Genomic DNA, 16,341 nt, shown 5'->3' with positions numbered 1-16,341 from the left:
GCGCAACGCCGCCCGCGCGCCAGTTACTGCACCACCGAAATCGGTAGGGCGGCCTCGCCCTCACCGGTCGTGGGCATCTGAGCGAGCTCGCCGCCGATCCACTTCTTGTAGAGGGCTGGCAATTCGCCGCTCGCGAGCTTCCGGGCAACGAAATCACTGAGGTAACCGGCCCATTCCCGCGACGCCGGTCGCACCGCGAAGGCGTTGTAGGCGCGGGCAACGACGAACTTCTGCTCAAACTTTCCTGGTCCGGCGACCTGAGCGATATTCGGCACCTGCGTCGCGGCGCCGCCAATCATGTCGACCTGTCCCGCAATAAGCGCCTGGACGGTTGCAGCATCGTCGTCGAAGCGCTGGATGGTCGCGCCGGCCGGCGCCGCCTTCGTGATGGCGATGTCCTGTGGCGTGCCGCGTGGAACGCCGACACGGACGCCCTTCAGGTCGTTCCATCCCTTGATGTCGGCACCAACCTTGCCAATGTAGATTGTGTCGTTGGTGGTGTAGGGCCGCGCGAACAGCACGACCTTCTGGCGATCCGCGAAGATGCCCATCACAGCGGCCAGAACGTCGACCTGGCCAGTGAGCAGCGCCGCGACGCGATTGCTCGATGTAACCGGCGTGACTTCGGCCTTCACGCCGAGGTCCTTGGCCAGCATCTCACCAAGCTCGATGTCGAAGCCGGTGAGCTTGCCGGAGGCATCGCTGAAGCCCCACGGGACCTGGGAGACCTGCGATCCAATCTTAAGCACGCCCCCTTTTTTGATCGAGTCGACCGTCTGTGCGGCCGCTGCGCCGACGACAGCAGAAGTTGCGAGGACGAACATGGCCGAAGCCACTGCGGTGCGACGGAATGATTCAACCCACTTCATAGGCATGTTCCTCCAGTTGGTCTTTTGGTGTGGTCTTCAGGATTTCACGGCGAAGCGCTTCTCGAGGCGCATGCTCAGGCGTGAAAGCGGGAAGCAGAGAAGGAAGTAGACGATTGCGGCGCAGCCGTAGGCGAGCAGCGGTTTGTAGGTCGCGCTGGCGATGATCTGAGCAGCGCGCGAGAGTTCGACGAAGCCGATAATCGCCGCGAGTGAGGTGCCCTTGATCAGCTGCACCATGAAGCCGACCGTCGGCGCCACTGAGATCCGCATGGCTTGCGGCAGGACGACGTTGCGCATGCGAGAGACGTAGCTCAGGCCCAGCGCATAGGCGGCTTCGCTCTGTCCGCGCGGCACGGCTTGGATGCTGCCACGCCAGACCTCGCCGAGGAATGCACTGGCATGCAAGGTGAAGCCGATGGTCACCGCGACCCAAGGGTTCACCTTGTATCCGAGAACCGGCAATCCGTAGAACACCAGGAACAGCTGCATGAGCAGCGGCGTGCCTTGAAAGAAATCGATGTAGAAGCCGGCACAGCGGCGCAGCCAAGCGCGCTCCGAAGTGCGCATCAATGCGATCGCCAGCCCGACTACTCCGCCCCCCGCGAAGGCGATAAGCGATAGGAGAATTGTCGACTGAACGCCCGACAGGATGGCGAGTGCTTCCGACAGACCGAATTCTCTGATCATGCCGTCCTCACTTCACGGGATAAGAGAAATAGAGACGGTCGATCAGCTTGAACAACGTTGCGAAGGCGAACGACATCGTGAGGTAGAGAATCGTTGCAACGATGTAGATTTCGAAGCTTCGGAACGTCATCGTGTCGATCGACTGGGCGATCGAAGTGAGTTCCTCGGCAGAAATCGAAGAGACAATGCTGGTCGTGAGGAGCGTCAGGACAAACTGGCCGGATAATGCTGGGAAAATGATCCGCAGGGCCGGCTTCAAGATGATGTGACGGAAGATTTGCAGTGGCTTCAGGCCGAGGGCGGTGCCGGCCTCATACTGTCCGCGCGCAATAGCATCGATTCCACCACGAATAACCTCCGCCGAAAACGCTCCGCAATTGAGGCTCAGCGCCAAGATGGCTGCGCTCCAGGGCTGAAAGCTGATGCCGAGAGCCGGCAGGCCAAAAAAGATGAAGAAGACCTGCACCAGGAACGGCGTGTTCCGGATGATCTCGACATAGGTGCTGGCCGCGATCCGAGCCCCTGCGAAGCGGCTTTGCTTGGCGAGTGCCGTCAGGATTCCGATCACGAGCCCCGCCGAGATCGAGATGGCCGACAGCAGGACTGTCAGCCAGCAACCTCGCAGCAATTGCTCCCAGTACGGAAGTAGGACTGAAAAATCGAACTGATACGTCAAGGTTTCCTCCAGGCGCCCTGGTCTTCTGCCAAGGTCGTTGGTTCAGGGGATCCGGAAAAACTCCCGGTAAAGAGGGATCTGCTCGCTCAGCATGGGAAGCCCCGGGTGCGTGGCGAAACCCTGCGCAGCGGCCTCACGGAGAAGGCGCGTTTCGGCCGGCTTCATGATGATGTCGGCGACAAGGCATTCGGAACGCAGATCATTCAGCTCGAAAGGCAGCGGATCATTGCCGCCCAAACCGAGCGGCGTTGCGTTCACCACCACATCGCTTGCTGCATCGGGAACATCCGCGACCTGAGCAAGCCCGGGCCACCTCTCGTCGAGGCGGCTCGCGAGCGTTTCCGCACTTGCGCGGTCTATATCGACGATCGTGATGCTCGCGGCCTGCGCCCGAAGGATGGCGGCCGCGATCGAGACACCCGCCCCGCCGGCGCCAACAACCGTGAAACGCTTGCCCGCGATCGAGCGGTCAGCCCGCTCCAGCCCGCGTACGAAGCCCTCGCCGTCGAAGTTATCCCCGAACCACGTGCCGTCAGCCTCGCGCCGCATGGCGTTGACCGACCCCGCCAGCCGAGCGGTGCCGCTCAACATGTCCGCCTGCTCGTGGACGCTGCGCTTATGAGGGACGGTGACGAGGAGCCCGTCGAGGTTGTCGATCTGTTTCAGCCCATTGACGACTGCCGCCAACGACAATGCTGATACCTCCACAGGGATCAGCACTGCGTCCACGCCCCGCTCAACAAAGAGCTGGTTCATCATCGCCGGCGCCATGACTTGGGCCACAGGGTCGCCAAGCACAGCGAAAAGCCGCGTTCTGCCGCTGATCGCCTTCGCCGCGGAAGGCTCGCTGGTCGGGAGAAGGGCATCTGCCAAGCGTGAGGTCCGTAAAGAAAATGGAATTCGTTCCATAAATCTCATAATTCCACATTCGTCAAGAACGGTGACACTCCGTTCCAAATCGAATAGTGTCCAATTGGAACGGAGGCACCATGGATCGGGCGATTGCGATCATCGACTTGTTGTCGCGCCACGCTGGCGGGCTGCCGCTCATGGCTGTGGCCGACACTTTGGCCATCCCTCGAAGTGCCACGCACCGCCTTCTCGCGGACCTCAAAGACGAAGGTTACGTCCGCCAAGAGTTCGATGGCGGGGCCTACCGCCTAACCGCAAAGATCGTGGCCCTAGGCTTCAGTCATCTGGCGTCCACCGGTATTACCACCAGGATCCAGCCGCTCCTCGACGGACTCGCTGACAAGACCGGCGAACTGGTTACGCTGGCCGTCATCCATGACCGAAAACTCATCCGCGTCGCGAAGGCGCAGGGCGCGAGGCGTGGGCTTCTGTACAACCCCGATGAAGGAGCAGAGGTCTATCTGGCCGCAACCTCGAACGGCCATGCTTGGCTTTCATGCCTTGACGAGGACGAGGTGTTGCAACTCGCTGCCAAGCAGGGATTGAAGCGTGAGGGGTATGGACCGAACGCGCCACGATCCATGCGAGACCTGTTGATCTTTGTCGATGCCGCGCGTGAACTCGGCTATGCCAAAATCTTCGAAACCTACGAGCCGGGAACTTCCGCGATCGCCGTCGCCATCTTCGACGAAGCAACGCAACGCCCCATAGGTACAATCAGTGTCGCCGGGCCCGTCATACGCATGACTAGCGAAGCAATGGATCAGATCCTGCCCTCCCTGCGCGGCGCAGCCAGCGCCATCGCCAAGGCCGGCACAGGACTACCCATTTTCTCTGAACCGGCGCATTGACATGTCTAGTCGTATCCGAGCCTTAGGAATGCTCGAAACATTGGCGCAATGTCCCGCTGGCTTGCCATTGCGAGACCTCGCCCACAGATTAAAAATCCCGGCGGCAGCTGCTGAACGAGCCGTTCAGGGCCTGGTCGATGGTGGCTTCCTCTTTCGCTCGGCGGACGGCACCGTGAATTTGAGCGTGAAGCTCGCTGCTCTCGGCTTGGCCTATCTCGGCACCAGCGGCATAACCGACCTTGTTCAGCCGATTCTCGATGACCTCGCCAAACGAACAGGAGAATTGGTGCGGCTGGCCGTCGTCGAAAGTGATCATTTGACCTGGGTAGCCAAATCTCAAAGTACGCAAAGCGGCCTGTTCTATGTCCCACACACCGAGCCGGAAGTTTATCTTGCGGCCACAGCCAATGGCCAGGCCTGGTTAGCGAACCTCAGCGACGAGCAAGTGAAAATTGTCGTCGAGAAACAGGGTTTGCATCGATCTGGACTCGGTCCAAATGCTCCGGCCACCATCGAGCAGCTGCTTACGCAGATAGAGCGGACGCGCCAGCTCGGATATGCGTGCGTGACGGAGGCTTACGAGATAGGCACATCTGCAATGGCTACCGCGATCCGCAAGCGCGGTGTGGGAACCCCTGTCGGCACGATCAGTGTAGCAGGTCCGACCATTCGAATGACGCCTGCTCGCATGACAGAAATTGCGCCCTGGCTACTTGCCAGCGCCGACGAACTCGGCGCAGCGGCTGCTTCCTCCCCCTTGTTCAGCCTTACCTAATACCGACCGGGATGGCGCTTGACGTCTGCTCGCGTGCGGATGCGCTAGCTCGCTCTTAAATTCTCAACGTGCTCGTTTGTGGTCGGCTCCGATGAGCAGACCGGGCCGTTACTGCGTCGCCTCATTCGGCCCCGAATGACGCGTTTTCGCCGCCGTGACCACTCTCCCCATATGTTGGCGTCCTAGCCGATTGTTCTCATCCATGAACTCGATATAATCTTGTTTGCATGCAGGAACGAATTGTGCGGTACTGCGCCCGGCTGAGCTGAAATGAGATTAGGGTAATGGGCCACGCTGCGGAGACCCTCGGTTCTGTTCGCACCCGTGATATGCGCTTTGCCTACACGCGCGTGGGCCAAGGCACTCCGATCCTGTTGCTTCACGGATGGCCACAGACGTCGTTCGCCTGGCGAAAAATCATGCCACTTCTCTGCAATGAGCACGACGTAATCGCGCCCGATCTGCCAGGCTTCGGTTACTCATCGAAGCCGGATAGCGGGTTCGACAAGAAGACGGTCTCCGCGCGTCTAAGAGAATTTGTTCAATCACTCGGTTTGTCGCGCATCGCTATTGCCGGTCATGACTTGGGAGGACACGTCGCCTTCGCGTACGCTGCCCAGTGGCCGGACGAAGTGAGCCATCTCGTGTTCATTGAGAGCAGCCTCCCTGCCTTTGGCCAAGAAGCGGGCATGGATGTTGCCAGAGGTGGGAGCTGGCATTTCGGCTTCAACATGGCAGGCGACATCTCGGAAGAGCTGGTCAGGGGGCGAGAGTTTCTGTTCGTCGACCATTTCATGCGGCGTGAGAAGGTCGGCTTGTTCGACGCAAATGCCGTCGGCTCTTCTGAAATCGAACACTATGCGCAGGCGCTCGCCAGGCCGGGTGCGCTGCGTAGCTCCTTCAGCTATTACCGAACCATACCGATTGATCGCGAAGACAATCGGGCGTGGGGGCAGACGCCTCTACAAATGCCGGTTCTCGCTGTGGGCGCCGACTGGGGATACGGCGATGCATCGTCGCGGACGATCCGTCAGGTCGCAAGCAATGTCGAAGATGTCCTGATCGAGCGATGTGGCCACTATCCGCCAGAGGAGAGGCCGCACGAGCTGGCCGCCGCAATCAAGCAATTTCTCGGGAGATCACGCTCCGCAAGGAGCTGATCCAAGGCTGCGACTAGAACCTACGGAGGAGACCATGAGCACGAAGCTCGAAGGTTTCGAACATCGCATGGTGATGGCGGGTGAGGTTGGGCTTCACGCGGTCATTGGTGGATCGGGTTCGCCTGTCGTTCTTTTGCATGGGTTCCCCCAAACTTGGTGGGAATGGCACAAGGTCATGCCTGAACTCAGCAAGCACCACACGGTGATCGCGCTCGATTTGCGAGGTGCCGGTCATTCAGACAAGCCGCAAGCAGGGTATGACAAGGCTTCCATGGCGGCAGACGTACACGCCGCGATGAGATCGCTGGGCTTTGCCCGTTACGCCGTCTGTGGGCACGATATCGGAGCCATGGTTGCTCTTGCGTTGGCATTCCAGCACCGCGAGGCCTTGACGCGTCTCGCAATCCTGGACGCTCCGATGCCCGGCTGGAGTCAATGGGAAGCCAATTTCGCTGATCCAAAGGTGTGGCACTTCGCATTTCACATGCGACGGGATTTGCCGGAATTGCTGATCCAGGGGCGTGAGCTGACGTATGTCTCAACGTTCTTATCGGACAGAGCCTTCAACCACGGCGCATTCGAGCATCATGATATCGAGATTTTTGCTCGCGCTCTCGCGCAAGTCGGAAACACCCGCGGCGCACTCGAATGGTACCGTGCCTTTCCTCTGGATCACGCCAATGGTCTCGCCTGGAAAAAGGCGCCCTTGACGATCCCGGTTATGGCTCTGGGTGGGGAACACCGATATGGGGAAAAAATGATCCCCATGCTCAAGGAATTCGCTTCCAGCGTTGTAGGAGGATCCATCGCAGGTTGCGGCCATTGGGTGCCGGAAGAGCGGCCAGCGGAGACTGCCAAGAGGCTTCTCTCATTTTTTGAGACGTGACTCAGCTGGACATCCTCGCTCCGCGCTCGTCCGAGCACGCAAAAGCGCCAGAGTCCAAGCAGAGCGGCTTGTCAGCATTCAACAGCGGCTTTGCAATGTACATGTTTCTGAAGTTGAGACTTGTGGCTGCCAAGCAAATTCGGGCGGCTGCTCCGGCAATGCACTTGAGCTTCAATGCGAGCCCTTAGGCCGAAGAAGGTACACCGCGCCGGGCTGTGGGGCTTCATCCCCGTCGGTAACCTCGCACAGCTTTCTATAGAGCCGCTCACGCGGCCTTTGCGAGGCTTGGCGCGACGGTGAAGGGTGCGCCGGTCCTGGCCTTGACCTCGTCGAGCGTGACGCCTGGCGCGAGCTCGACCAGGGTCAGCCCGCCGCCGTTTTCCTTGGCGCAGCTCATCACGCAGAGATCGGTGACGATGAGGTCGACCACGCCCGCACCGGTCAGCGGCAAGGTGCAGCGCTCCAGCACCTTGGATTCGCCCGCCTTGTTGGCGTGCTCCATCACGACGATGACCTTCTTCACGCCGGCGACGAGATCCATCGCGCCGCCCATGCCCTTCACCATCTTGCCGGGGATGGTCCAGTTGGCGATGTCGCCATTCGCAGCCACTTCCATGGCGCCGAGGATGGTCAGGTCGATATGACCGCCGCGGATCATCGCGAACGAGTCGGCCGAGGAGAAGAAGCTCGAGCTCGGGAGGGTGGTGATGGTCTGCTTGCCGGCATTGATCAGGTCGGGATCGGCCTCGCCCTCATAGGGGAAGGGGCCGATGCCGAGCAGGCCGTTCTCGGACTGCAAGGTGACGTTGACGCCGTCGGGAATGTAGTTCGCCACCAGCGTCGGGATGCCGATGCCGAGATTGACGTAGAAGCCGTCCTTCAACTCCTTGGCGGCGCGGGCTGCGATCTCTTCGCGGGTCCAGGACATCAGGCGGCCTCCCTCTTGCGCTCGGTCAGCTTCTCGATCTTCTTCTCGTTGATCGTGCTCTTGATGACGCGGTCGACATAGATGCCGGGCGTGTGGATCGCCTCCGGATCGAGCGAGCCGACCGGCACGATCTCCTCGACCTCGGCCACGGTCACCTTGCCGGCGGTCGCCATGTTCGGATTGAAGTTCCGCGCGGTCTTCCGATAGACGAGATTGCCGGCGGTATCGGCCTTCCAGGCCTTGACGATGGCGAGGTCGGCGCGCAGCCAGGTTTCGCGGACATAGAGCTGCCCTTCGAATTCCTCGACCGGCTTGCCCTCGGCGACGACGGTGCCGACGCCGGTCCGGGTATAGAAAGCCGGGATCCCGGCGCCGCCGGCGCGGATGCGCTCGGCCAGCGTACCTTGCGGGTTCAGCTCCAGCTCCAGCTCGCCGGCAAGGTACTGCTGCTCGAACAGCTTGTTCTCGCCGACATAGGACGCGATCATCTTCCGGATCTGGCGGGTCTGCAGCAGCATCCACAGGCCGAAGCCGTCGGCGCCGGCATTGTTCGAGATCACGGTGATGTTCTTCACGCCGGAATCACGGATCTGCGGGATCAGGCTCTCGGGGTTGCCCGACAGGCCGAAGCCCCCGGACATGATCGTCATGCCATCGAAAAGCAGCCCTTCGAGCGCCGCGCCCGGGCCATCAAAAATCTTATGCGTCATTGTAGCGGAACCCAGGTCAGATTCGGACTCGAAACGATTGCTCAGGCGCGTTCCAGCGCCACTGCGATACCCTGGCCGACGCCGATGCACATGGTGGCGAGCGCGCGCCTCTTGCCGGTCAGGGACAGTTCGAGCGCGGCCGTGCCGGTGATGCGGGCGCCGGACATGCCGAGCGGGTGGCCAAGCGCGATCGCACCGCCATTCGGGTTCACATGCGCGCCGTCCTCGGCGATGCCAAGCTCGCGCAGCACCGCGATGCCCTGCGAGGCGAAGGCCTCGTTCAGCTCGACGAAGTCGAAATCCGTGGGCTTCAGGCCAAGCCGCTCGCAGAGCTTGCGCGTGGCGGGGATCGGGCCGAGCCCCATGACGCGCGGCGCGATGCCGCCGGTCGCTCCGCCAAGGATGCGCGCGATCGGCGTCAGCCCGTATTTAGCGGCGGCCTTCTCCGAGGCGATGATCAGCGCCGCAGCGCCGTCATTGACGCCCGACGCGTTGCCGGCCGTGACGGTGCCGCCTTCCTTGCGAAATGGGGTGCCAAGCTTGGCGAGCTTCTCCAGCGTGGTATCGCCGCGCGGGTGCTCGTCGATCTCGACGCGGATCGGATCGCCCTTGCGCTGCGGGATCAGCACCGGGACGATCTCCTTGTCGAGACGGCCGTTCTGCTGCGCCGCGACGGCCTTCAGTTGCGAGCGGAGCGCGAAGGCGTCCTGGTCGGCGCGGCTGACATGGCAGTCGGCGGCGACGTTCTCGCCGGTTTCCGGCATGGAATCGATGCCGTACTGCGCCTTCATCAGCGGGTTGACGAAGCGCCAGCCGATGGTGGTGTCGTGGATCTCGGCATGGCGCGAGAAGGCGCTGTCGGCCTTGGGCATGACGAAGGGCGCGCGCGACATGCTCTCGACGCCGCCGGCGATCATCAGCTCGGCCTCGCCCGCCTTGATCGCCCGCGCGGCTGCGATGACCGCGTCCATCCCGGAGCCGCAGAGCCGGTTGATCGTCGTGCCCGGCACTTCCTTGGGCAGGCCGGCAAGCAGCAGAGACATGCGTGCGACATTGCGGTTGTCCTCGCCCGCCTGATTGGCGCAGCCGAAGATCACATCGTCGACGGCGCCGAAATCGACTTGCGGATGACGCTCGACCAGCGCCTTCAGCGGCACCGCGCCGAGATCGTCCGCCCGCACGGCGGCAAGCGAGCCGCCGAACCGGCCGATCGGGGTACGGACATAGGCGCAGATGAAGGCTTCGGTCATGTCGTCGTTGCTCTGCTTGCTGTCTGCTCGGGTCGGGAAGGCGGCCGAGGCCGCTCTCAGATGTCGAAGAAGACGGTCTCGTTCTCGCCCTGCAGACGGATGTCGAAGGTGTAGACCGGCATGCCGTCCTCGTCGCCGCGCGTTGCGATCAGTGTCTGCACGCGCACGCGATGCTCGATGCGGGCGAGAAGCGGATCAGCCGCGTTGGCCTTGTCCTCGTCGCCGAAATAGAGCCGCGTATGCAGGCCGAGATTGATGCCGCGCGCCACGATCCAGAAGGTGATGTGCGGTGCCATCGGCCGGCCGTCGAAATAGGGCACGATGCCGGGCTTGATCGTCTCAAAGCGGTAGACACCGGTCGTGCCGTCGACGGGTTGGCGGAACCAGCCGGGGAAGTGCGGATCGGCTTCGCCACGGTGCTCGCCCTGGCCGGGATAGAGCCCCTGCGCATCGGCCTGCCAGATCTCGATCAGCGCGTCCTTGATGGGCATGCCCGAGCCGTCGAAGATGCGGCCGGTGACGAGGACGCGCTCGCCCTTCGCCTCCGGCGAGAGCGGCTGCGAGCCGAGATCGTGCGGATAGACGCCCTCGATGCCGGAGAAGTTCGGCGTGGCGCCGATATGGATGTAGGGGCCGGCCGTCTGCGACGGGCTTTCCCTGAGGCGGCGGAGCGATTGGACCATCAGTTGCCCTCCATCCGGTTCTCGAACAGGGTCGAGCGACGGCCGCGCAGGACGATGTCGAATTTGTAGGCCATCGTGTCCATCGGCAGTGTCGCCTCGCGGTCGAGCGCAGCGACCAGCTGCTCCACCGCCTCGCGGCTCGGGATGCCCAAGACGATCGGGCATTGCCAGATCATCGGGTCGCCCTCGAAATACATCTGGGTGATCAGGCGCTGCGCGAAGGCGTGGCCGAAGATCGAGAAATGGATATGCGCCGGGCGCCAGTCATTGACGCCGTTCGGCCAGGGATAGGGGCCGGGCTTGATTGTGCGGAACCAGTAGCGGCCCTCGTCATCGGTGATGGTGCGCCCGCAGCCGCCGAAATTCGGATCGATGGCGGCGAGGTAGCTTTCCTTCTTATGGCGATAACGGCCGCCGGCATTGGCCTGCCAGAACTCGACCAGCGCGCCGCGTACGGGGCGCGCATCCTCGTCCAGCACCTGGCCGTGTACGATGATGCGCGGGCCGATCGGTTCGCCTGTTTTAGCATAGTTCAGGATCAGATCGTTATCGAGTTGCCCCAACATGTTGTGGCCGAAGACCGGGCCCGTCATTTCCGAGATCGTATTGCCGAGAGACAGCAAGGCCTTCTGCGGCGATCGCAGCACCGAGGTCTTATAGGTCGGCGTAAAGGCCGGCGGATGCCAGCTGCGGTCCCTCTGATAAAAGGAGCCGCCCTGATGTGTCGAATTTTCGTTGCGCATCTCGGCGCTTCCTCCCTCGAAGCTGCTGTTGCGGTATTCAATCTCTGGCGGCGAATTCGATCCGCTCTCCTTGATCCTGCTCAATTCGCGCCGCGATAGGGTTCAATGGCGGGCAAGGACACGACACATCATCATGCAGATTCGTCATGGATTTCGGCGAGCGCCGCACGGGCGATTTTGAAGGCATGATTGGCTGCCGGCACGCCTGCATAAATGGCCACATGCAGTAGCGCCTCTTTGATATCTTCGGCGCTCGCGCCGGTATGACGCGTAGCCCTCACGTGCATCGCGACCTCGTCGTGATGTCCAAGCGCGGCCAGCAGCGCGATGGTCAACATCGAGCGCTCGCGTTTGCTGATCGTCTCACGTGACCAAACGCTTCCCCAGGCGCTTTCGGTGATCAGTGTCTGAAAGTCCGCCGTAAACGCATCAGTGGCCGCCACTGCAGCATCGACATACCCCTCACCCAGAACCGATCGTCGGGTCCTCATGCCTGCGGCGAATTTGGTTTGCGCATCAGCCATGGCCGTGTTCCTTGAGGTGCCCAGATACGAGCTTCGACAGCAGCTCCGGCTGCTCAATCGGCGGAATATGACCGCACTTCTCGATGAGTTCGAAGCGCGCTCGTGGAATTTTCAGTGCCATCGCCTCAACGAGTTCCGGTGGCGTGGCGAGGTCGCTGTCTCCAGCCACGACCAGCGTCGGGACGGATATTCCGGCAACGTGACTGCTCAGATCGGCAGTCTGCAGGGCGTTGCAAGTAGAGATATATCCGGCCGCCGATTGCAGGACGAAGGCGTTTCGCCACCCCGAAACCTGATCGGGCTGCGCGGCGCGAAAGCCTGGTGTGAACCACCTCTCCATGACGGGGTCGGCAATCGCCCCGAGGCCACCGCGCTCGATTGCGTGGATGCGCTCGCCCCAACTGTCGGGCGTTCCCACTTTTGGAGCGGTGTCCGCCAAGACGAGCGCCGACAGGCGCTGCGGGGAGCGAGAACCCAGGACCTGTCCAATCATGCCGCCGATCGAAAGCCCGACCAGTGCGAACCGCTCGACATCAAGATGGTCGATCAGGGCAAGGAGATCGTTCGCCAAATCACTGATCGAATAGGGGCCGGCGTCAGTTTCCGAAAGCCCATGCCCGCGCTTGTCGTAGCCAATCACACGCCAGTGAGCTGAAAGCGCGGCGGAGACTTCATCCCAGATCCTCAGATCTGTCCCGAGCGAATTGACCATCACCACGCACGGCGCGCAGCGAGGACCATAATCGCGCCAGTGTACCAGCCGGCCCTTGATGCGTGCGAAAGCCATATCGGAACGCCCATGTCGACGATGACCTTATATGCTACGCTTTTTTTCTTATGTTAAATGGCTTTTTCTAGTTCTTAAATAACCTAGAGGTTATCCTAATGAGCCTGAGCAGATCGCTTCAGCTCGACGGACGCATTAAGTTGCGGCACCTGTCCTGCTTCATCGAAGTTGCCCGGCAGAGAAGCGCCGTGAAGGCAGCGTCCGCGATCGGCTTGAGCCAGCCAGCCGTTTCGAAAACGATTCACGAGCTGGAGGATTTCTTGGGCACCGTCCTGTTCGAGCCGAAACGGCGGTCGATGGTGCTCACGCCGATCGGCGAGATGTTCTTGCGTTACGCGACGTCGAGCCTCGTCGCGCTGAAGCAGGGCATCAGAACCGTCGCTCAAGATGCCGGTGGCGAGCATGCCACCTTTACGGTCGGTGCACTGCCGACGGCATCAGCACGGATTTTGCCGGCGGCATTGGCGAATCTGTCGCGACATCTCCCGAATATCAGGCTTCGCGTCGTCACCGGGTCGAACGATGTTCTGCTCTCGCAACTGCGTCTCGGCGACATCGATCTCGTGGTCGGGCGAATGGCTTCGCCTGAGGCGATGCACGGACTCGCGTTCGAATACCTCTACTCGGAACGCATCGCGCTGGCAGTGCGACCTGCGCATCCCTTGCTGGCACATGGGCAGCAGGACATAGCGGATGTTGGGCGTTACCAGTTGCTCGTCCCCCCACCGGGCTCCGTCATACACCCGATCGTCGAGCGCTATTTCATCGCCCGTTCGATCCACCCTTCGCAGGGCGAGATCGAGACGGTCTCCGACGCATTTGCACGCAACTATCTGCTTAGAACGGATGCTATCTGGGTCATTTCCGAAGGCGTTGTGGCGGAGGATGTAGCGAGCGGTGCGCTGGCGCTACTGCCGGTCGACACCAATGACACGAACGGCCCGGTCGGCCTGACGACCCGCACCGATACAGACCTGTCCTTTCCGGCCCAGCCGGTCATGGCAGCGGTGCGGGACGTTGTTGCGGAGCGGGCCAGGGCCGCCTCTGCGCATTCCGTCGACGCCTCACGGGTCCGACAGAACAAGCGCGACAACTCTCCGAAGCCCGCCAGGAATCGGGGAGGGCCGTAAGGCTCGTTTACCAAGGCGATGCCCCCGGCCCGAACTTGAACGGCTGCTCGTCACACAGCTTCGTCAAACGCGGTCGGCTGTGGCGCCAACTGCGTCCCGCCACAGACATGGATGATGTCGCCCGTGACGAAGCTTGCCCGCGGCGACGCCAGGAAGGCGATCGCGCCGGCGACATCCTCCGCCGTACCGAGCCGGCCCAGCGGTGACATCTTGCGAAAGGATCTAGCGAGCCCCGCGTTTTCCGCGACGATCTTCTCGTTGAAGGGCGTATTGAGGAAGCTCGGGGCGACAGCGTTGACCCGGATGTTGTCCGGGCCGAGTTGCACGGCGAGCACGCGTGTCAGCCCGATTAGCCCGGATTTACTGGAGGTATACGCGACCCCCGTACCGGCGAGGTAAACGCGCGAAGCAACATTGACGATGCTTCCGCCGCCACTGCGCTTCATCAACGGGTGAGCGGCCTGGGCGAGAAGCATCGGCACCGTCAGGTTGAGCGCGAGCACGGCATTCCACACTGAAAGGTCAACTTCGCCGATGCGTGGAGCTCCGGTCATGCCGGCGTTGTTGACGACGCAATCAAGCCGACCGAACCGTTCCGCCAAGCGGTCGATCAGGCGATTGACGGCGCCGTTCTCCAGCAGGTCGACCGGCTCAGCGGCAGCTTCGCCGCCCGCGTCGACGATCTCGCTGCAGATGCCCTGCACCCGATCGATGGCCCGATCGGCCAGCACGACGTGAAAACCATCGGCGGCCAGCATCCGCGCCGCCGCGGCCCCGACGGCGCCAGCGCCGCCGGTTACAAGCGCAACTTGCATCCCCTGATCCTTACTTTTGCCAGGGCATCAGCCGGCGCTGCAGCCACTGCAGCGCATAGGTCAGCAACACCCCCAGAACCATGACGACAACGAGCCCGGCGTACATTTTCTCGGGATTGAGCACCTCCCAGTAGTAGAAGGTCATGTATCCCACGCCCTGTTTGGCACGCACGAACTCGACCGAGATGATCACAATCATCGCAGTGCCGAGCGCTATACGAAGTCCTGAAAAGATCACAGGCATTGCGCCGGGCAGAATGACGTGGCGCAGCATCGACCAGCCCTTGGCGCCGTAGTTCTTTCCGGCCATCAAATAGACGTTGTCTATGCCGCGCACCGCCGCCATCGTGTTGATCGCCATCAGGATGAAGACCGAAAGCCCGACTACAAGAATCTTCGGCGCCTCGCCGAAGGGGTCGGCGAACATCAGCATTACAATCGGAAAGATCGCGATCTTCGGCAGCACGTAGATGGCCGAAAGTGTCGTGTCGAGCATCAGGCGTACGGTCTGGTTCAGACCCATGACCACACCGACCAGCACGCCCGGGATGGCTCCAAGCACGAAGCCGAACAGGACGCGCCCCACCGTCGCGAGGACGTGGCTTTCTGCGGCGAGCTTCCAAACGCCAGCCCAGCCGTCCTGACTAAAGGCCTCCGGCATCAGCCAGGGCCGTCCGAGAAGTGTCGTTCCCGAAAAGCGGTCGTAGCGAGTGCTAAGATCCCAAAGCGCGACGCCGATCTTGCTCGGCGGCGGAAACCAGTTCGGGTTTATGAAACCGCTATCGGCCGCAAGCTCCCAGAGCATGAGGACGACGAGCGGGAAACCCAACGCCAGAGTACGCTCGTAGGCGCCTTTGTGCTTGACCGGGACCAACCGACCTATGCGCTCGCAAAGCAGGACGAGCAGGACAAAGCTTGACCCGATCGCAGGCCAGGCGAAGTCGCCCCAGAGCCCGGCGGCCGCCAGCGCCAGGTTCAATGCGACCATCGCTCCGGCAAGCAAGAGGATGGCGCGTCTTTCGCCGCGGGCTATCGGAGAACGTGGCATAGCCCCGGCACTGCCGGCGGCAGCCGCGTTGTCGGCGGATACAACCGTCATGGCTGCGCCTCCATGGCGCGCGTCACCTCGGCACTGAGCTTCTCCCAAATCTGCGCCCGGTATTCGGCAAAACGGGGTGAGTTAGTCATCGCGATCGTGCGCGGGCGCGGCAGCTCTATCTTGAAGGTGGCGAGATGCCGGCCGGGCTGGGCGCTCATCAGGATAACGCGGTCACCGAGCAGCACCGCCTCGTCGAGGCTGTGCGTGATGTAGAGCACGGTCTTGCGCGTCTCCTCCCAGATCCGCAGCAATTCCTCCTGGATGACGACGCGCGTCTGGGCGTCCAGCGCACCGAGCGGTTCGTCCATCAGCAGAACCTCCGGGTCGTTGGCGAGTGCCCGGATGATGCTGACACGCTGCTTCATGCCGCCCGAGATCTGGTGCGGGTAATAGTCGGCGAATTTGCCGAGGCCGACCCGGTCGAGCCAGTAGCGCGCCCGGTCGAGCCGTTCTTTGCGACCGACGCCGCGCATTTGCAGACCGAAGGCGACATTCTCGATCAGCGTCTTCCAGGGAAAGATCGCATATTCCTGGAAGACGACACTGTTCAATGGCCGGCCCGGCTCGCGTCCGGGCTGGATGTCGATCGAACCCAGCGAGATCGATTCCAGTCCCGCAACCATACGCAGGAAGGTCGACTTGCCGCAGCCCGAAGGGCCGACGATGCAGACGAACTCGCCATCGGCCACTTCGAGGGAGAAATCCTCGAGCGCGACCATGGTGCCGTCCGCGGTCGGATAATGCTTGCTGACGTGGCGCGCTCCAATCTTCGGCGCAGTTGCAGCCTGCATGGAGACGCTCATCGGCCGACCTCCGGGCTCGTTGGTGTGTTGCATCGATCTGTCGAGGCCCGCGA

Annotated in this window: 19 protein-coding genes; 5 read left to right on the top strand and 14 right to left on the bottom strand. The window is 62.0% G+C overall.

The annotated features are described in order from the left end of the window. Positions 1 to 23: 23 nt before the first annotated feature. From FHT98_RS08675 to FHT98_RS08660, 4 genes are read right to left on the bottom strand one after another with little or no spacing between them, the layout of a single operon-like run. Entirely contained in the window at positions 24 to 869 is an 846-nt protein-coding gene (locus tag FHT98_RS08675) for a transporter substrate-binding domain-containing protein (RefSeq protein ID WP_185745102.1), read from the bottom strand. 36 nt (positions 870 to 905) lie between these two features. Then, complete coding sequence (locus tag FHT98_RS08670; RefSeq protein ID WP_061971527.1) at positions 906 to 1,556, bottom strand: amino acid ABC transporter permease; 651 nt, start codon at positions 1,554 to 1,556, stop codon at positions 906 to 908. 7 nt (positions 1,557 to 1,563) lie between these two features. After that, positions 1,564 to 2,232 carry an amino acid ABC transporter permease gene (locus FHT98_RS08665; protein WP_113584442.1) on the bottom strand — a complete coding sequence of 223 codons (669 nt, stop codon included), beginning with the start codon at positions 2,230 to 2,232 and terminating at the stop codon, positions 1,564 to 1,566. Positions 2,233 to 2,274: 42 nt separating this feature from the next. Then, the gene (locus tag FHT98_RS08660) at positions 2,275 to 3,105 is read right to left on the bottom strand and encodes a shikimate dehydrogenase family protein (RefSeq protein ID WP_210244347.1); all 831 of its coding nucleotides are present in this window, start codon (positions 3,103 to 3,105) and stop codon (positions 2,275 to 2,277) included. Between the two features lie 116 nt (positions 3,106 to 3,221). Here FHT98_RS08660 and FHT98_RS08655 point away from each other — a divergent pair, with 116 nt between their 5' ends. From FHT98_RS08655 to FHT98_RS08640, 4 genes are all read left to right on the top strand, one after another. Then, on the top strand, positions 3,222 to 3,995 hold the full coding sequence (locus FHT98_RS08655) for an IclR family transcriptional regulator (RefSeq protein WP_061971531.1): 774 nt from the start codon (positions 3,222 to 3,224) through the stop codon (positions 3,993 to 3,995). Positions 3,996 to 4,023: 28 nt separating this feature from the next. Next, positions 4,024 to 4,770 (top strand): IclR family transcriptional regulator, encoded by a 747-nt coding sequence (locus tag FHT98_RS08650; RefSeq protein ID WP_162260153.1) that lies wholly within the window; start codon positions 4,024 to 4,026, stop codon positions 4,768 to 4,770. A 284-nt stretch (positions 4,771 to 5,054) separates the two neighbouring features. Further along, positions 5,055 to 5,930, top strand: a complete 876-nt coding sequence (locus FHT98_RS08645) for an alpha/beta fold hydrolase (protein WP_142113758.1) — start codon at positions 5,055 to 5,057, stop codon at positions 5,928 to 5,930. A 34-nt stretch (positions 5,931 to 5,964) separates the two neighbouring features. Then, positions 5,965 to 6,816, top strand: coding sequence for an alpha/beta fold hydrolase (locus tag FHT98_RS08640; protein WP_061971538.1), 852 nt, complete (start codon positions 5,965 to 5,967; stop codon positions 6,814 to 6,816). A 265-nt stretch (positions 6,817 to 7,081) separates the two neighbouring features. On the opposite strand, the gene FHT98_RS08635 is transcribed toward FHT98_RS08640, so the two are convergent. From FHT98_RS08635 to pcaD, 7 genes are all read right to left on the bottom strand, one after another. Next, entirely contained in the window at positions 7,082 to 7,744 is a 663-nt protein-coding gene (locus FHT98_RS08635; protein ID WP_142113756.1) for a 3-oxoacid CoA-transferase subunit B, read from the bottom strand. After that, positions 7,744 to 8,454 (bottom strand): CoA transferase subunit A, encoded by a 711-nt coding sequence (locus FHT98_RS08630; RefSeq protein ID WP_142113754.1) that lies wholly within the window; start codon positions 8,452 to 8,454, stop codon positions 7,744 to 7,746. The genes FHT98_RS08635 and FHT98_RS08630 overlap by 1 nt, the downstream gene beginning before the upstream one ends. A gap of 41 nt (positions 8,455 to 8,495) precedes the next feature. Then, positions 8,496 to 9,704 (bottom strand): 3-oxoadipyl-CoA thiolase, encoded by a 1,209-nt coding sequence (gene pcaF, locus FHT98_RS08625; protein ID WP_142113752.1) that lies wholly within the window; start codon positions 9,702 to 9,704, stop codon positions 8,496 to 8,498. 56 nt (positions 9,705 to 9,760) lie between these two features. Next, positions 9,761 to 10,387 carry a protocatechuate 3,4-dioxygenase subunit alpha gene (pcaG, locus tag FHT98_RS08620; RefSeq protein ID WP_142113750.1) on the bottom strand — a complete coding sequence of 209 codons (627 nt, stop codon included), beginning with the start codon at positions 10,385 to 10,387 and terminating at the stop codon, positions 9,761 to 9,763. Continuing rightward, entirely contained in the window at positions 10,387 to 11,130 is a 744-nt protein-coding gene (gene pcaH, locus FHT98_RS08615; RefSeq protein WP_142113748.1) for a protocatechuate 3,4-dioxygenase subunit beta, read from the bottom strand. The genes pcaG and pcaH overlap by 1 nt, the downstream gene beginning before the upstream one ends. 131 nt (positions 11,131 to 11,261) lie before the next feature. Continuing rightward, positions 11,262 to 11,654, bottom strand: coding sequence for a 4-carboxymuconolactone decarboxylase (gene pcaC, locus FHT98_RS08610; protein ID WP_142113746.1), 393 nt, complete (start codon positions 11,652 to 11,654; stop codon positions 11,262 to 11,264). Further along, positions 11,647 to 12,441, bottom strand: coding sequence for a 3-oxoadipate enol-lactonase (gene pcaD / locus FHT98_RS08605; protein WP_142113744.1), 795 nt, complete (start codon positions 12,439 to 12,441; stop codon positions 11,647 to 11,649). The genes pcaC and pcaD overlap by 8 nt, the downstream gene beginning before the upstream one ends. A gap of 98 nt (positions 12,442 to 12,539) precedes the next feature. Between pcaD and pcaQ the strand changes: the two genes are divergently transcribed. Beyond that, positions 12,540 to 13,571, top strand: coding sequence for a pca operon transcription factor PcaQ (gene pcaQ, locus FHT98_RS08600; RefSeq protein WP_091856694.1), 1,032 nt, complete (start codon positions 12,540 to 12,542; stop codon positions 13,569 to 13,571). Positions 13,572 to 13,621: 50 nt separating this feature from the next. Here the strand turns inward: pcaQ and FHT98_RS08595 are convergent, their stop codons facing one another. The 3 genes from FHT98_RS08595 to FHT98_RS08585 are packed head-to-tail and all read right to left on the bottom strand — an operon-like array spanning position 13,622 to position 16,288. Continuing rightward, entirely contained in the window at positions 13,622 to 14,386 is a 765-nt protein-coding gene (locus FHT98_RS08595; RefSeq protein ID WP_061970340.1) for an SDR family NAD(P)-dependent oxidoreductase, read from the bottom strand. Between the two features lie 10 nt (positions 14,387 to 14,396). Then, the gene (locus tag FHT98_RS08590; RefSeq protein WP_142113742.1) at positions 14,397 to 15,485 is read right to left on the bottom strand and encodes an ABC transporter permease; all 1,089 of its coding nucleotides are present in this window, start codon (positions 15,483 to 15,485) and stop codon (positions 14,397 to 14,399) included. After that, positions 15,482 to 16,288: an ABC transporter ATP-binding protein gene (locus tag FHT98_RS08585; RefSeq protein ID WP_082617615.1), complete on the bottom strand. Its 807-nt coding sequence runs from the start codon at positions 16,286 to 16,288 to the stop codon at positions 15,482 to 15,484. Before FHT98_RS08585 ends, FHT98_RS08590 begins: the two co-directional genes overlap by 4 nt. Positions 16,289 to 16,341: the final 53 nt, after the last annotated feature.

Origin of the sequence: Allobosea sp. AK1, assembly GCF_006714945.1 — a bacterium.
Taxonomy (GTDB): domain Bacteria; phylum Pseudomonadota; class Alphaproteobacteria; order Rhizobiales; family Beijerinckiaceae; genus Allobosea; species Allobosea robiniae.
This window is presented reverse-complemented; position numbering and strand designations above follow the sequence as displayed.

Excerpts from the sequence above, each read along its gene's own strand:
- FHT98_RS08675 (WP_185745102.1), bottom strand. The coding sequence starts at position 869 with ATGAAGTGGGTTGAATCATTCCGTCGCACCGCAGTGGCTTCGGCCATG.
- FHT98_RS08670 (WP_061971527.1), bottom strand. The coding sequence starts at position 1,556 with ATGATCAGAGAATTCGGTCTGTCGGAAGCACTCGCCATCCTGTCGGGC.
- FHT98_RS08655 (WP_061971531.1), top strand. The coding sequence starts at position 3,222 with ATGGATCGGGCGATTGCGATCATCGACTTGTTGTCGCGCCACGCTGGC.
- FHT98_RS08650 (WP_162260153.1), top strand. The coding sequence starts at position 4,024 with ATGCTCGAAACATTGGCGCAATGTCCCGCTGGCTTGCCATTGCGAGAC.
- FHT98_RS08645 (WP_142113758.1), top strand. The coding sequence starts at position 5,055 with ATGGGCCACGCTGCGGAGACCCTCGGTTCTGTTCGCACCCGTGATATG.
- FHT98_RS08640 (WP_061971538.1), top strand. The coding sequence starts at position 5,965 with ATGAGCACGAAGCTCGAAGGTTTCGAACATCGCATGGTGATGGCGGGT.
- FHT98_RS08635 (WP_142113756.1), bottom strand. The coding sequence starts at position 7,744 with ATGTCCTGGACCCGCGAAGAGATCGCAGCCCGCGCCGCCAAGGAGTTG.
- FHT98_RS08630 (WP_142113754.1), bottom strand. The coding sequence starts at position 8,454 with ATGACGCATAAGATTTTTGATGGCCCGGGCGCGGCGCTCGAAGGGCTG.
- pcaF (WP_142113752.1), bottom strand. The coding sequence starts at position 9,704 with ATGACCGAAGCCTTCATCTGCGCCTATGTCCGTACCCCGATCGGCCGG.
- pcaG (WP_142113750.1), bottom strand. The coding sequence starts at position 10,387 with ATGGTCCAATCGCTCCGCCGCCTCAGGGAAAGCCCGTCGCAGACGGCC.
- pcaH (WP_142113748.1), bottom strand. The coding sequence starts at position 11,130 with ATGCGCAACGAAAATTCGACACATCAGGGCGGCTCCTTTTATCAGAGG.
- pcaC (WP_142113746.1), bottom strand. The coding sequence starts at position 11,654 with ATGGCTGATGCGCAAACCAAATTCGCCGCAGGCATGAGGACCCGACGA.
- pcaD (WP_142113744.1), bottom strand. The coding sequence starts at position 12,441 with ATGGCTTTCGCACGCATCAAGGGCCGGCTGGTACACTGGCGCGATTAT.
- pcaQ (WP_091856694.1), top strand. The coding sequence starts at position 12,540 with ATGAGCCTGAGCAGATCGCTTCAGCTCGACGGACGCATTAAGTTGCGG.
- FHT98_RS08595 (WP_061970340.1), bottom strand. The coding sequence starts at position 14,386 with ATGCAAGTTGCGCTTGTAACCGGCGGCGCTGGCGCCGTCGGGGCCGCG.
- FHT98_RS08590 (WP_142113742.1), bottom strand. The coding sequence starts at position 15,485 with ATGACGGTTGTATCCGCCGACAACGCGGCTGCCGCCGGCAGTGCCGGG.
- FHT98_RS08585 (WP_082617615.1), bottom strand. The coding sequence starts at position 16,288 with ATGAGCGTCTCCATGCAGGCTGCAACTGCGCCGAAGATTGGAGCGCGC.